Genomic DNA, 14,620 nt, shown 5'->3' on the forward strand with positions numbered 1-14,620 from the left:
TCACAAGGAAACGGGATGGGGGCGAAGACTCGGCGCTTCGCCCCCATCCCGCGCGGTGGTGGCCGTCAGTCGGACGGCTCCCGATCGGTAGGCGGTTGCCCACTCCCGGGCTACTTCTCGTTCGCTGCTGCGGCCTTGTCGACGTCGACCATCACCAGCTGCATACGGCACGGCGTCACGGCCGTCAGTGCGTGACGGTCACCGGGTGCCAGATAGATGACGTCCCCGGCGCCCATCCGCTCGGTGCGCTCGCCGATGGAGAAGTCCATCTCGCCCTCCAGGAGCGTGACGATCACCGCCCTGGGGGAGGAGTGCTCGGTGAGGACCTGACCGGCGTCGAAGGTGAAGACGACGGTGCGCAGGATGTCGTTGTTGACGACGACCCGTGAGGTGGTCGCCTCCTCGGAGATGGGCAGGGCGGCGTTGAGGCCGAGTCGGAACAGGGACTCGGTGGAGGGGGTGCTGGATGAGGGGGACATGTGCGCTCCTACGGTGTTGGGTGACGGCGGGGCGAAGGTTGCGGAGTGATGAGTGACGGGCCGACTGTGCCGAGAGGCGGCGCGTCGGGCGCCGAATGATGCCGTCAGTGCAGACAGTACTGGCGGTCAGGCCCGAGGAGACGATCCGCCGGCTCGCGGACCGTCGGGGAAGGTGTCGTGATTGCGAGGGGGCTTGGCGTGAGGCGCCCCGGGGCGTTGCACCTGCGCCGTGGGCGAAAAGGGTGCGACGGCGGGCATGGTGGCCGGGGGCGTCGCGTTAGCGTTGGCGACACCGACCATGAGAGGACTGACGTGAGCGAGCTCTACACACCCGCTGCGGTCGCCCCTCCTCAGGCAGCCGACGCCGCAGGCGCGGGTCTGGGGTTGACCGACTCCATCTACAACCGCCTCCTCAAGGAGCGCATCATCTGGCTCGGCTCTGAGGTGCGTGACGACAACGCCAACGCCATCTGCGCTCAGATGCTGCTGCTGGCCGCCGAGGATCCCGAGCGGGACATCTACCTCTACATCAACAGCCCCGGCGGCTCGGTGACTGCCGGTATGGCCATCTATGACACCATGCAGTACGTCCAGCCCGACGTCGCCACCGTGGCCACGGGGCTGGCTGCGTCCATGGGGCAGCACCTGTTGTCGGCCGGCGCCAAGGGCAAGCGCTACCTCACTCCTCACGCCCGCGTGCTCATGCACCAGCCCTCCGGAGGTGCAGGGGGTTCAGCCACCGACATCCGCATCAATGCCGACCTCATCATCAAGATGAAGCAAGAGCTCGCGGAGATCACCGCGGCCAACACCGGGCACACGGTGGAGGAGATCATCGCCGACTCCGATCGCGACCACTGGTTCTCGGCCCAGGAGGCCCTGGAGTACGGCTTCGTCGACCACATCGTGCGCTCCAGTCGGGAGATCGGCAAGCAGAACGGAGACAACTGACATGTCCTCGACCCGTCCCTACTTCGAGGCCATCGCCCGTCAGGCAGGTGCCATGCCGCAGGCCCGCTACGTGCTGCCCCAGTTCGAGGAGCGCACCGCCTACGGCTTCAAGCGTCAGGACCCCTACGCCAAGCTCTTCGAGGACCGCATCGTCTTCATGGGCGTCCAGGTCGACGATGCCTCCGCCGATGACATCATGGCTCAGCTCCTGGTCCTGGAGTCCCAGGACCCCGATGGTCTCATCACCATGTACATCAACAGTCCCGGCGGCTCCTTCACGGCGCTGACGGCCATCTACGACACCATGCAGTACATCAAGCCGCAGGTGCAGACCGTCTGCCTGGGGCAGGCGGCCTCCGCCGCTGCCGTGCTCCTGGCCGCCGGAAGTGAGGGCAAGCGGCTGGCCCTGCCCAACGCGCGCGTTCTCATCCACCAGCCCGCTATGGAGGGAGTGCAGGGGCAGGCCAGCGACATCGAGATCGTCGCCAACGAGATCGACCGCATGCGCTCCTGGCTGGAGGACACCCTGGCCGCGCACACCGGCCGGGACCGCGAGAAGATCCATGCCGACCTCGAGCGCGACAAGATTCTCACGGCTGCAGATGCCAAGGAGTACGGGATCGTGGACCAGGTGCTCACTTCTCGTAAGGCCCCCGCCTCTCCGCACTCCTCCTGAGGGGCTGCCGGGACGCAGGCCGGCCGTTGAGGCTGTGCTGACGCTGCGTGCAGTGCTCCCTCACACAACTGGGGGAGCGCTGCACGTGCAGCCGGTGGAAATAAAACTCGCAAACGCTGGCAGCGTGATGCTCAACGTGGCATATTGCGGACTGGACACGCCGCCACGTCCTCGGCGAACCTGCCGCATGAGCCCGTAGGCTGACGCAGGACCGCCCGGGCGCGGGGGCCGATGACTAACCTGGAGGAAAACTGTGGCACGTAACGCCGAGAGTGTGGATCTGCTCAAGTGCTCCTTCTGCGGCAAGAGCCAGAAGCAGGTCAAGAAGCTCATCGCCGGGCCCGGTGTTTACATCTGCGACGAGTGCATCGAGCTGTGCAACGAGATCGTTGACGAGGAGCTGAGTGATTCAGGCGCCGGTGTGCCTCTCGAGCTTCCTAAGCCCCAAGAGATCTTCGACTTCCTCAATCAGTACGTCATCGGTCAGGAGGCCGCCAAGCGCGCCATGAGCGTGGCGGTCTACAACCACTACAAGCGTGTCCAGGTCAAGGAGCGCTCCGTGGCCGAGGGGGATGGCCTGGAGCTGGGCAAGTCCAACATCCTCCTGCTGGGGCCCACCGGAACCGGTAAGACTCACCTGGCCCGAACCCTCGCCCGCCTCCTGGACGTCCCCTTCGCCATTGTTGATGCCACGGCTCTGACCGAGGCGGGGTATGTCGGCGAGGATGTGGAGAACATCCTCCTCAAGCTCATCCAGGCCGCTGACGGTGACGTCAAGCGTGCTGAGAAGGGCATCATCTACATCGATGAGATCGACAAGATCGGTCGCAAGGCGGAGAACCCCTCGATCACCCGCGACGTCTCAGGTGAGGGCGTCCAGCAGGCACTGCTCAAGATTATCGAGGGGACAACGGCCTCCGTGCCGCCCGGCGGCGGGCGCAAGCACCCGCACCAGGAGTTCCTGGAGATCGATACCACCAATATTCTCTTCATTGCCGCAGGAGCCTTTGCCGGTATTGAGGAGATCGTGCGTCAGCGTCAACGTAAGGAGTCCGGAGCCCAGATGGTGGGCTTCGGAGCGCAGCTGACCGGCAGCACGGCCTCACAGGACGTCTTCACCTCACCGGTGCGCCCCGAGGACCTTCACAAGTTTGGCCTCATCCCCGAGTTCATCGGCCGTCTTCCCGTCATCGCCACGGTTCAGGATCTGGGCGTACGTGAGCTCGTGCGCGTCATGACCGAGCCCAAGAACGCTCTGGTCTCCCAGTACCAGTACCTCTTCAGCCTTGACGGCGTCGAGCTCGAGCTGACCGATGCGGCCATCGAGGCGGTGGCCTCCCTCGCCCTGGAGCGCAAGACCGGTGCTCGGGGGCTGACCTCCATCGTCGAGGAGGTCCTGGGGCAGGCCATGTTCGAGGTCCCCTCCCTGCCTGAGGTCGGGCGCGTCGTCGTCGATGCCGATGCCGTCAGGGGTACCGGCAAGCCCAGCTACCAGTCCGGATCGGGGACGCTGCGTTCGACGAACAAGGTGGGGGAGCGGAGCCGGACCGCATGAGCGAGGGGCAGGCCGGCATTCCCCCGCAGCTGGCCGTCTACCGGGACACCATCGACAACCTCGACGCCGCCCTCGTCCATCTCCTTGCCGAACGATTCCGCTGCACTCAGCAGGTGGGCCTGCTCAAGGCCCGACTGGACCTGCCGCCGGCCGATCCCGGGCGCGAGCGGCAGCAGGTGGCGCGTCTGCGCGCCCTGGCCGAGGAGTCCGGTCTGGATCCGATCTTCGCCGAGAAGTTCTTCACCTTCATCGTCGCCGAGGTCATCCAGCACCACGAGGAGATCCGCGACGGCCACGAGGCCGAGCGCACCAAGCCCTCAGAGCCGTAGGAGCCACTGGACGCCTCCTGCCAGGCGAGCCGTCGAAGACTCGCTGCGATACAGGGCCATCGAGGTCGGGGCGAGTGAGAGCGCGGTCGTGGAGCAGCAGGCTGAGCCCAACGTGCTCTCGTGGCGGCCGTCAGTCCTGCGACGGTGAGACGGTGGTGCTGGGGATGAGCGGTGTGCGCGTGTAGAGCGCCTCGATCTCGGCCGAGAATCGCTTCTCCGCCTCGGCGCGGCGTACCTTGAGTGAGGGGGTCAGCAAGCCGTTGGCCACGGTGAAGTCCGTGGGCAGCACCTCGAAGGTGCGGATCGACTCCGCCCGTGAGACCGCCTCGTTGGTCCGGGCCACCGCCTTCTCCAGGGCGGCGCGCACGCGCGGGTCCCGGGCGGCGTCGACGACAGTCATCTCCTCCAGCCCGTGGGAGGACAGCCACAGAGGCAGCATCTCCGCATCCAGGGTGAGGAGCGCACCGATGCAGGGACGGTTCTCCCCGACGACGAGCACCTGACTGACCAGCGGGTGACCCCGCAGGCGATCCTCCAGAGGGGCCGGGGCGACGTTCTTGCCCCCGGCGGTGACGATGAGCTCCTTCTTGCGACCGGTGATCCGCAGGAAGCCCTCAGCGCCTTCGAAGGAACCGATGTCCCCGGTGCGCAGCCAGCGCTCGGTGGTGAAGGCCTCAGCTGTGGCCTCGGGGTTGTTGTGGTAACCCGTGAAGGTGCCGATGCCCCGAACCAGGATCTCCCCGTCGTCGGCAAGGCGGAGCGCGCAGCCGGGCAGCGGGGTGCCCACGGTGCCGATCCGGGTGGCCTGGGGCAGGTTGACGCTGCACGGCCCCATGGTTTCGGTCAAGCCGTAGCCCTCCAGGACGGTGACCCCGGCGCCGCGGTAGAAGTGCCCCAGGCGCTCGCCCAGAGGCCCACCCCCGGAGACCACGTGGGTGACCTGCCCGCCCAGCACGGAGCGCAGGGTGGAGAAGACGAGCTTGTCGAAGGCGGCGCGCTGCGCCTTGAGGCGGCGCGACGGGCCCTCAGGGGTATCCAGGGCTCGCGAGTAGGCGATCGCCGTCTTGGCCGCCAGGCGGAAGACCTTCTGCTTGGCGCCGGTCGCCTTGGCATCGGCGGCGTTATAGATCTTCTCGAACACCCGGGGGACGGCCAGGACCGCGGTGGGGCGGAAGGAGCCCAGGTCGTTGAGGAGATTACGCACGTCGGGCACGTGCCCCAGCACCCCCGAGCGCGAGCAGACGACCGCGATCTCCACGAACCGGCCGAGCACATGGGCCAGGGGCAGGAACAGCAGGAAACGGACCTCGGCCCCGCCCAGGACCTCCGGCACATGCGGGCAGACGTTGACGCATAGGTGAACGAGGTTGCCGTGGCTGAGCTCGACACCCTTGGGACGCCCGGTCGTCCCGGAGGTGTAGACGATGGTGGCCAGGGACTGAGAGGTCAGGGCCGCGCTGCGCCGGTCGAGCTCGCCGGCGTCCACGCCTCGACCGGCCCTGATGAGCCCCAGGACGTCCTCGCGCTCGATGCACAGCACCTGCAGGCTCTCCAGCTCGGGCACGGTGGAGGTCAGTGCGCCGACCATGGCGGCCATGGCCTCGTTCTCCACGACGATGAGCTTCACGCCGGCGTCGGTGAGGATCCACTGGGCCTGCTCGGCCGAGGAGGTCTCATAGACGGGGACCACGACGAGGCCGGCCTCCCAGGCGGCGAAGTCCAGCAGCGTCCACTCATACGACGTGTGCGACATGATGCCGACGGCGTCTCCGGGCTGAAGCCCGCGGGCCACCAGGCCCGCGGCCACCTCACGCACCTGGATGCGGAAGGCACTGGCGCTCATCTCCCGCCAACGCCGCCCCAAGGGGGACTTGCGGGCGATGAGTCCGCCGTCGGGACTGCGGCGCACGCGCTCGGCCAGAGCCCAGGGAGTCGTCATGCCGTCGTGAACCGGGACCAGGAGCTCGGTGGCGTGCTCCTCGGAGGAGACGGAGGGGCTGGAGTCGGCCGGTCGGACGGAGGCTTCGGTCATGGTGGCAAGTATGCCCGCACGAGGCCGCCGGTGAGGTTTGCTCCCGTTTACTCCTGCGGCCCTTTGCGCGTGGAACTGTAGATCTCCGCGATGACGTCGGCGTGGGCCTCCATGACCGGGCCGCGCTTGACCTTCAGCGACGGGGTGAGCAGGCCGTTGGCCTCGGTGAAGTCGGTGGCCAGTACCCGGAAGGTACGGATCGACTCGGCCCGCGAGACCGCGCGGTTCGTGCGCGCCACGGCCCGGTCCAGGGCGGCGAGCACCTGCGGGTGGGAGGAGGCCTCGACCACGTCCATGGTCGGCAGCCCGTGGTTGCGCAGCCACTGGGGGAGCATCTCCTTGTCCAGCGTGATGAGCGCGGAGATGAAGGGCTCCCCGTCCCCGATGACGAGCACCTGGCTGATGAGCGGGTGGCCGCGCAGGCGGTCCTCGAGCTGGGTGGGGGCGACGTTCTTGCCGCCGGCGGTGACGATGAGCTCCTTCTTGCGTCCGGTGATGCGCAGGTAGCCGTCATCATCGAGGGCGCCGATGTCTCCGGTGCGGAACCAGCCGTCGGCGGTGAAGGCGTCGGCGGTGGCCGAGGGGTTGTTGTGGTAGGTGGAGAAGACTCCCATGCCGCGGACCTGGATCTCGTCATCCTCACCGATGCGGATCTCGTTGCCGCAGACAGGTGGGCCGACGGTGCCGATCTTGTTGAGCCAGTCGGTGTTGACGCTGACCGGGCCAATGGTCTCGGTCAGGCCGTAACCCTCCAGGATGACCAGGCCCAGCCCGCGGTAGAAGTGTCCCAGACGCTGTCCCAGCGGCCCTCCGCCGGAGATGATGAAGCGGGCGTTGGGGCCCATGAGTCCCCGGATCTTGCGGAACACGAGCCGGTCGGCCACGGCGTGCGCCCGACGCAGGCCGCGGGAGGGGCCCTGAGGGGTGTCCAGCGCACGGGAGTGGGCGATGGCGACCTTGGCCGCCCAGCGGAACAGCTTGAGCTTGGCGCCGCTGCCGGCCTTGGCGTCGGCGGCGTTGTAGATCTTCTCCAGGACGCGTGGAACGGCCAGGATGTAGGAGGGGGCGAAGGACTGCAGGTCGGGCAGGAGAGTCTTGGCGTCGGGGGTGTGGCCCAGCACACCCTCGCCGGCCAGCGACAGCAGCTGGAGGCATCGGGCGTAGACGTGGGCCAGCGGCAGGAACAGCAGCAGGCGCACGTTGGTGCCCCACAGGACGCCGGGCAGGTAGCGCACCCCGTGGTAGGGGATGCCGACGGCGTTGCGATGGGTGAGCTCGACGCCCTTGGGGCGGCCCGTCGTGCCGGAGGTGTAAATGATGGAGTAGACGTCGTCGACCGTGAGGGCGTTGGAGCGCTGGTCGACCTGGGAGGGGCTGACGCCTGAGCCCGCCTGGACGATGGTGGTGATCGCGTCGGAGTCCAGGGCGAGGATCCTCACCGTGTGCTCGATACCGGCGACGGCGCCGCGTACGAGCTCGGCCAGCGTGCCGCTCTCGGTGATGACCACACGCACGTCGGAGTCGGTGACGATCCACTCGACCTGCTCGGCCGAGCTCGTCTCGTAGATGGGCACGGAGATGAGACCCGCGCGGGCGATGGCCATGTCCAGGAGGAACCAGTCGTAGGAGGTGTGCGCCATGATGCCGACGGTGGTGCCCGCCTCGAGTCCCATGCCGATGAGACCCGCGGCCACGTGGGCCACCTCCTCGCCGAAGGCTCGGGCCGAGACCTCCTGCCAGTCCCCGGACAGGGGTGATTTACGGGCCACGAGCGGCCGGTCGCCGCTGCGGGCGATGCGGTCGGCGAGCAGCCACGGAACCGACCAGTGCGCCTCGGGCTGGAAGGGGATGTCAGTGCCGGAGACCCCGCCGGCCATGTGGCCGGGATAGCGTGGCGGCCTGGTGCTGGTGGCCTGGGGTGAGGAGTGGTGAGAGCTCACGGCCTCATTGTGTCAGGCGGCGATGAGGGCGGCGCACCGTTGAGGTGAGAGAAGCAGAGTGATGCTGTGGAGGTTTTCACAGGCGGCACGCGGTGGTCTCGTGGGGATCACGGGGCGTGGGTGACGGTAGGGGAGCCGGTGGTTCAGAGGTTCTTCGCAAGGATTCCGAGACGGCGAGTGAGAATCACTTGACCGGGTAGTTGCAGATGTGTAACGTGCCTCTCATGCCCTAGTCGACGCGCGTCGACAATGTGGGTCCTTCCGGAACGGAGCCGGTGGGCTTCGCAGCAGTTTCAAGGAGGAAACACACATGACACCCCTACCCCGTCGTCAGTTCATCCAGGGCTCGGCCCTGGCTGCGGTGCTGGCCTCCGTCGGGGCCTGTTCCACCTCCCGCGGAGACGACGACGGTCCCGTCACCTTCGAAGGCACTGGACCAATCACCTGGGTCCAGGGCAAGGACAACTCGGGTGGCAAGGTGCAGGCCAGGATCGATGAGTGGAACAAGGCTCATCCCGGTGAGGAGGTCAAGCTCATTGAGCTCTCCGCCGAGGCCGACCAGCAGCGCACCTCGTTCATCAATGCCGTCAGGATCAACTCCAACGCTTACGACGTCGTCTCCCTGGACAATGTCTGGGTCTCCGAGTTCGCCGCCAACCGGTGGGTGGTCGAGCTGCCCGAGGACGAGCTCAAGAACGACGACATCCTCGAACCCGTGTGGAAGACCGGGGTCTACAAGGACAAGGTCTTCGCGGTTCCCCATGCCACCGATGCGCCGGTGATGTTCTACCGCAAGGACTTCCTGGCTCAGGCCGGCGTCGAGGTCCCGACGACCTGGGACGAGGTCAAGGCTGCCATCGACAAGGTCCGGGCCCTTCCCGAGCACAAGAACATTGGTGGGTTCGGCGGTCAGTTCGCCAAGTATGAGGGCCTGACCTGCTGCGCCTCGGAGTTCATCCACACCGCCGGCGGTGGCTTCTACGACCCGGACAACCAGGTCATCCTTGACTCCACCGAGTCGGTCGCCGGCCTGCAGTGGCTCATCGACGGCTTCTCCCAGGGCTACATCCCCAAGGAGTCCCTGGAGTGGAAGGAGGAGGACGGTCGTAACGCCTTCGAGAAGGGCGACCTCCTCTTCTACCGTCAGTGGCCCTACCAGTACGCCAACAACAAGAAGTCCCTGGGGCCGGACAAGTTCGACGTCGCCGCCCTGCCGAGTATCGATGGCAAGCCATTCGTGCCGACCCTGGGTGGGCACAACTGCGCCATCACCAAGGGTTCCAAGAACAAGGCAACCGCCTTGAAGTTCCTCAAGTGGTGGATCGGCGAGGACTCCCAGCGCTATTCCCTCAAGGCCCAGGCGAACGCTCCGATCCTTGGATCCCTCTACGACGACCCCGAGCTCCTCAAGGAATTCCCCTACCTGCCGATTCTCAAGAAGAGCCTCGAGAACGCCAAGAGCCGTCCCCAGGCCGTCTACTACGGCGATGTCACCGCCAAGATTCAGGACAGCATCTACCCTGCGATCCAGCAGCCGGGGGGCAGGGCGGCCAAGGACGTTATCGCCGGCCTGAGCAGCAGCCTGAAGAAGCTGGAGGGCTAAGAGTCCCGATACGGTGACCGCCTTGCGGCGGCCCCTCGTGAACCCGGTCATGTCAGTAAGGACAGTCAAAAGGACGGTCAAAGGACAGTCATGAGTACAACGACGCACTCCGAACAAGTCGTCAATCACCAGTCCAAGAGCTCCAAGGCCCAGGCCCGTCTGGCCTGGATACTCATCTCGCCCACGGTGCTGGTACTGACGATCGTCATCCTCATCCCCATCGCGCAGTCCCTCTACCAGTCGCTCTTCGGGCGGCCCCGGCTGGAGGACAACGGCTTCTTCTCCACCATCGAGCCCTTCGTGGGCCTGAAGAACTACACCGACATCTTCTCCAGCGCCGGTGAGCGGTTCTGGGTCGCCTTCTACAACACGACCCTCTTTGGCGTGGTCACCGTGGTCCTGGAGACCGTTCTGGGTGTGGCCATGGCGCTCATCATGCACAAGGCGATGAAGGGGCGCGGCATCGTGCGCGCCTCCATCCTCGTGCCCTGGGCGATTCCCACCGCCGTCTCCGCCATCCTGTGGGGCTGGATCTTCAACCAGAACGGCGTTGCCAACGCCATCCTGGGACGGCACGTCATGTGGGCCTCGGGGGACCTGAGTGCCAAGGCGGCCATCATCATCGCCGACGTGTGGAAGACGGCACCCTACATCGGGCTGCTCACCCTGGCCGGGCTCCAGCTCATCCCCGATGAGGTCTACGAGGCCGCCAAGATCGACGGCGCCAGCGCCTGGAAGCGGTTCACCTCCATCACCCTGCCACTGGTCAAGCCCGCGCTCGTCGTGGCCGTGGTCTTCCGCGCCCTGGACGCCCTGCGTATGTTCGACCTGCCCTACATCCTCATCGGCCCCAGAAAGGGCAGCGTGGAGACCCTCTCCATGCTGGTCCAGGACGAGAGCTCCAACTCGCGCTACGGCAGTGCCGCGGCCTATGCCCTCATCCTGTTCCTGTATGTCTTCGTCTTCGCGGTCGCGTTCTTGAAGATCACCAACACCGACATCAGCGGCAACGACGAGGCTCGGCGCAAGCGCAATGAGCGCAAGCTGCCGGTCAGCGCCTTCTTCAAGCGCTCCGGCTCCTCCACCCCGGCCTCCCAGACGGCTACTGAAAGGAGCCAGCAGGCATGAGCACCTCCACCGCCGCACCGCTCAACAAGACTAAGAGGGACTGGGGAAAGGTCTTCTCCACCGTCGGTATCGTCCTCATCGTCATCTACTGCTTGGCGCCCTTCTACTGGATGCTGGTCTCCTCGCTGCGCAACGACAAGGAGATCTTCGAGAACAGCTGGTGGCCCCGGCACCCCTCGCTGGAGAACTACAAGGCGGTCTTCTCTGAGAAGAACGACTTCGCCAACGGCCTCATCAACTCCCTGGTCGTCTCGATCATCGTGACGATCGTGGCGCTGGCGGTGGCGACCTTCACCGCCTACGCCCTGGCGCGCCTCGACTTCCGGGGTAAGGGGGTGCTGATGCTCCTCATCATCGCCACCTCGATGTTCCCGCTCGTGGCCATCATCGTGCCCCTGCTGAAGAACTTCGCCGCTTGGGGCTGGACGGACACCTACCAGGCGATGATCGTCCCGGACCTGTCCTTCTCACTGCCGCTGGCGGTGTGGAACCTGACGAGCTTCTTCCGGCAGATGCCCCAGGAGCTCGAGCAGTCCGCCATGGTCGACGGGTGCACCCCCGGCCAGGCCTTCCGCAAGGTCATCCTCCCGCTGGCCGCTCCAGGAATCTTCACCACCGCCATCATCATCTTCATCGGCGCCTGGAATGAGTTCCTCGTGGCCGTCACGATGATCGTCAACCCCTCCATGCAGCCCGCCACGGTGCTCCTGTCGAAGTTCACTGGGGAGTCCCAGTTCGATACGCCCTTCGGTTCCCAGATGGCGGCCGGAGTCATCATGACGCTACCGCTGGTCATCATGGTGCTGCTCTTCCAGCGGCGGATCGTGGCAGGACTGGCCGCAGGAGGACTCAAGCAGTAGGGCAGACGCAGCCCTGGGCCCGGCTCGCCGGAGAGCCCTCCTATCATCCGTTCGTCTCTGTGGGGCGGCACCACCGCGTTGCCGCCCCACAGAGATCGTTCGGGACGACGCAGGTTGCCTCTGCCTCCCGCTCCTCATTCCTCGTCTCATCCACCTGGCCGCAGCGCAGCGGCCCGACCTAGGACCCGTTCATGACCCCGACCAGTGCCCGCCCGCAGGGCCTCCTGCCACGCACCGACACCGACGCCTGGTGGCGTGATGCCGTCATCTACCAGATCTACCCCCGCTCCTTCGCCGACGCCAACGGCGACGGGATCGGCGATATCCAGGGGATCCGGGAGCACGTGGACCATCTGGTGGCCCTCGGCGTGGACGCCGTGTGGCTCTCGCCCTTCTACCCCTCGCCCCAGGTCGACGCCGGCTACGACGTCTCGGATTACTTCGATCTGGCCCCCGAGTACGGCTCCCTGCAGGACCTCGACGCCCTCATCGCCGACCTCCACGAGGCCGGCATCCGCGTCATCGTCGACCTGGTCCCCAACCACTCCTCCGACCAGCACGAGTGGTTCCGTGCCGCCTTGGAGGCGGGCCCGGGGTCTCCCGAGCGTGACCGCTACATCTTCCGCCACAGTGACGACGGTGCCCCGAACAACTGGGGCTCGCTCTTCGGTGGGCCGGCCTGGCAGCCGGTGGAGCCGCTCACCGGCCGCAGCCAGGACCGGGGCTGGTACTACCTCCACCTGTTCGCAGCCGAGCAACCCGACTTCAACTGGTCCAACGCGGACGTCCACGAGCACTTCCGCACCTTCCTGCGCTTCTGGGTGGAGCGCGGTGTCGAGGGCTTCCGCGTGGACGTCGCCCATGGCCTGGTCAAGGCCGAGGGCCTGCCCGACGACGACCTCGGCCCCGACCGTTGGAATATTGCCGCCTCCCCGGACGAAGACACGGCCCACGAGAAGCTGCCCGACGTCGGACCGGCCTTCAACCAGCCCGGGGTCCACGACATCTACCGCGAGTGGCGCCGTGTCCTGGACGAGGCTGGTGAGGACATCCTCCTGGTCGCCGAGGCCTGGGTGCCCACGGAGGCCGATGCCGCCCAGTACGTGCGCGCCGACGAGATGAGCCAGGCCTTCAACTTCCCCTTCCTGGGCGCCGGATGGGACGCCGACGAGCTGCGCCGCGTCATCGACGTCTCCCTGAGCGAATACGGCGCCGTGGGGGCGCCCGCCACCTGGGTGCTGTCCAACCACGACGTCGTGCGCCACGCCTCCCGCCTGGCCTACCCCGCCGACATGGACACCGACCCCGGGATCGGCCCCAAGGATCCCCAGCCCGACGCCGAGCTCGGCCTGGCCCGGGCGCGCGCCGCGACCCTGTTCATGCTGGGCCTGCCCGGCAGCGCCTACCTCTACCAGGGCGAGGAGCTGGGCCTGCCCGAGCACACCACCATGGAGGACGAGGCCCGCCAGGACCCCCTGTGGGAGCGCACCAACCACCTCATCCCGGGGCGCGACGGCTGCCGGGTCCCCCTGCCCTGGACGCGGGACGGGGCCTCCTACGGCTACAACGCCACCGGCCGCACCTGGCTGCCCCAGCCCGAGGGCTGGGGTGAGTACTCGCCTCAGGTCCAGGAGGGACGCGAGGACTCCACCCTCACCCTGTACCGGCGGGCTATCGCCCTGCGGCGCGAGCTCCGACTCGGGCGCGGGGCAGTGGAGTGGCTGGACAGCGAGCCCGGGGTCCTGCACCTGTGCAACGGCACCACCGGGATCGTCCTCAACACCACCGAGCAGCCGGTGGCGATTGAGGGGGCCGGCAAACCCCTCATCACCTCCTGGCACCGGAGCGAGACGGACGGGGTGGATGCAGTGGATACCGTGGATGCGGCGCGCGCCGTCGTCTTACCACCCAACGGCGCCTGCTGGCTGGATGCCTCCGCCGGAGGAACCGATGGCGGCGACCCGCGCTGACGTGGCCCGGGCGGCGGGGGTGTCGCCCTCGACCGTCACCTACGTCCTGACCGGTCAGCGCTCGACGCGCTCGAGCACTCGGGAGCGGGTCATGCGGGCCGTGCGCGAGCTCGACTACCACCCCAACACCGCCGCCCGCTCACTGGCCTCACCGGTGCTGCGCACCGTGGGTGTCCTGTTCCGGCGCCAGCGCTCCATCATTGACGCCAACGACTTGGACTATGTCGACGGTGTGCGCCGCGCACTGGCGCCCAGCGGAATCCAGGTCGTCATCCCGGTCATGGCCGCCTCGACGCCGCTGATCGAGCTGCGCTCGCTCGTGCGCTCCGGTGCCCTGGGCGGGGTGGTTCTCATGGACGTGGCCGACGGTGATGACCGCGAGGCGATGCTGCTGGAGGACAAGGTCCCCACCGTCCTCATCGGCTCCTCGGATCGCGCCAGTGGGGCGCCCGGCATTGACGCGGACTTCGCCCAGATGGCCCGCGCCGGCGTGGAGCACCTGTCCGAACTCGGGCACCGTCGCATCGTCGCCCTCATGAGGGAGACCGCATCCGATGACGCTCACGCCCGCCAGGACCAGGCATATGAGCTCCTGCGTGCCGCGCAGGAGCTGGGAGTGGAGGTTCTGGTGCGCCAGGTGCCGGAGGCGGCGCTGGCCGGCGCCGAGATCGTAGGAGCCGGCGGCCTCATCGAGGGGTGCAGCGCAGTCCTGTCCAACAACCCCGCCGCCGTGGTGGGACTGGCCTGCGCGGCGCAGGCCCACGGGCTCTCTGTTCCCGCGGACCTGTCCGTGCTCACCCTCGGGATCACCCAGGGCAGCGGCCGCCAGGGGGAGGCCTTCAGCGAGCTCAGCGTGGACCGTGAGGCCATGGGGGCCGAGGCGGGCTCATTCCTCCTGAGGTGCCTCTCAGGAGAACCGGACCCGGCCCAACGCCGCAGGCTCATGCCCGCCCTCCTCACCGACCGTGGTACCACCGCGCGCTGCCGGAGCTGATGGGCGTGGGACGGGGCAGCGTCTTCGGCAGAGGACCGAAGACGTGAGCCTGCCCAGCAGGCCCTGGAACGACGACGGTGGCGCCGCCCGAGGGGGACGGCGC

At 67.3% G+C, this 14,620-nt stretch carries 12 protein-coding genes; 9 read left to right on the plus strand and 3 right to left on the minus strand.

Features of this window, described 5'->3' with window-relative positions; all coding sequences use genetic code 11:
• Positions 1-110: 110 nt before the first annotated feature.
• A complete protein-coding gene (locus AXE84_RS08890; protein ID WP_010613513.1) occupies positions 111-479 on the minus strand; it encodes a cupin domain-containing protein in 369 nt (122 codons plus the stop codon).
• Positions 480-791: 312 nt separating this feature from the next.
• Here AXE84_RS08890 and AXE84_RS08895 point away from each other — a divergent pair, with 312 nt between their 5' ends.
• The 4 genes from AXE84_RS08895 to AXE84_RS08910 all read left to right on the plus strand — a co-directional run bounded on the left by AXE84_RS08895 (position 792) and on the right by AXE84_RS08910 (position 3,990).
• Positions 792-1,430: an ATP-dependent Clp protease proteolytic subunit gene (locus tag AXE84_RS08895; protein ID WP_003786603.1), complete on the plus strand. Its 639-nt coding sequence runs from the start codon at positions 792-794 to the stop codon at positions 1,428-1,430.
• Between the two features lies 1 nt (position 1,431).
• Entirely contained in the window at positions 1,432-2,106 is a 675-nt protein-coding gene (locus AXE84_RS08900; RefSeq protein WP_010613514.1) for an ATP-dependent Clp protease proteolytic subunit, read from the plus strand.
• 253 nt (positions 2,107-2,359) lie between these two features.
• Positions 2,360-3,661: an ATP-dependent Clp protease ATP-binding subunit ClpX gene (gene clpX, locus AXE84_RS08905; protein ID WP_060957618.1), complete on the plus strand. Its 1,302-nt coding sequence runs from the start codon at positions 2,360-2,362 to the stop codon at positions 3,659-3,661.
• The gene (locus AXE84_RS08910; protein WP_060957619.1) at positions 3,658-3,990 is read left to right on the plus strand and encodes a chorismate mutase; all 333 of its coding nucleotides are present in this window, start codon (positions 3,658-3,660) and stop codon (positions 3,988-3,990) included. Before clpX ends, AXE84_RS08910 begins: the two co-directional genes overlap by 4 nt.
• Before the next feature lie 130 nt (positions 3,991-4,120).
• On the opposite strand, the gene AXE84_RS08915 is transcribed toward AXE84_RS08910, so the two are convergent.
• Both AXE84_RS08915 and AXE84_RS08920 read right to left on the minus strand, forming a co-directional pair.
• Entirely contained in the window at positions 4,121-6,022 is a 1,902-nt protein-coding gene (locus AXE84_RS08915) for an AMP-dependent synthetase/ligase (protein WP_060957620.1), read from the minus strand.
• A gap of 47 nt (positions 6,023-6,069) precedes the next feature.
• Positions 6,070-7,899, minus strand: coding sequence for an AMP-dependent synthetase/ligase (locus AXE84_RS08920; RefSeq protein WP_236750224.1), 1,830 nt, complete (start codon positions 7,897-7,899; stop codon positions 6,070-6,072).
• A 373-nt stretch (positions 7,900-8,272) separates the two neighbouring features.
• On the opposite strand from AXE84_RS08920, the gene AXE84_RS08925 reads away from it, so the two are divergent.
• From AXE84_RS08925 to AXE84_RS08945, 5 genes are all read left to right on the plus strand, one after another.
• The gene (locus tag AXE84_RS08925; protein WP_060957621.1) at positions 8,273-9,565 is read left to right on the plus strand and encodes an ABC transporter substrate-binding protein; all 1,293 of its coding nucleotides are present in this window, start codon (positions 8,273-8,275) and stop codon (positions 9,563-9,565) included.
• A gap of 90 nt (positions 9,566-9,655) precedes the next feature.
• Positions 9,656-10,693 (plus strand): carbohydrate ABC transporter permease, encoded by a 1,038-nt coding sequence (locus AXE84_RS08930; protein WP_010613520.1) that lies wholly within the window; start codon positions 9,656-9,658, stop codon positions 10,691-10,693.
• A complete protein-coding gene (locus tag AXE84_RS08935) occupies positions 10,690-11,553 on the plus strand; it encodes a carbohydrate ABC transporter permease (RefSeq protein ID WP_060957622.1) in 864 nt (287 codons plus the stop codon). Before AXE84_RS08930 ends, AXE84_RS08935 begins: the two co-directional genes overlap by 4 nt.
• A gap of 191 nt (positions 11,554-11,744) precedes the next feature.
• Positions 11,745-13,523 (plus strand): glycoside hydrolase family 13 protein, encoded by a 1,779-nt coding sequence (locus AXE84_RS08940; protein WP_060957623.1) that lies wholly within the window; start codon positions 11,745-11,747, stop codon positions 13,521-13,523.
• Entirely contained in the window at positions 13,504-14,517 is a 1,014-nt protein-coding gene (locus AXE84_RS08945) for a LacI family DNA-binding transcriptional regulator (RefSeq protein WP_060957624.1), read from the plus strand. The genes AXE84_RS08940 and AXE84_RS08945 overlap by 20 nt, the downstream gene beginning before the upstream one ends.
• Positions 14,518-14,620: the final 103 nt, after the last annotated feature.

The sequence above is a fragment of the Actinomyces oris genome (assembly GCF_001553935.1).
Lineage (GTDB): Bacteria > Actinomycetota > Actinomycetes > Actinomycetales > Actinomycetaceae > Actinomyces > Actinomyces oris_A.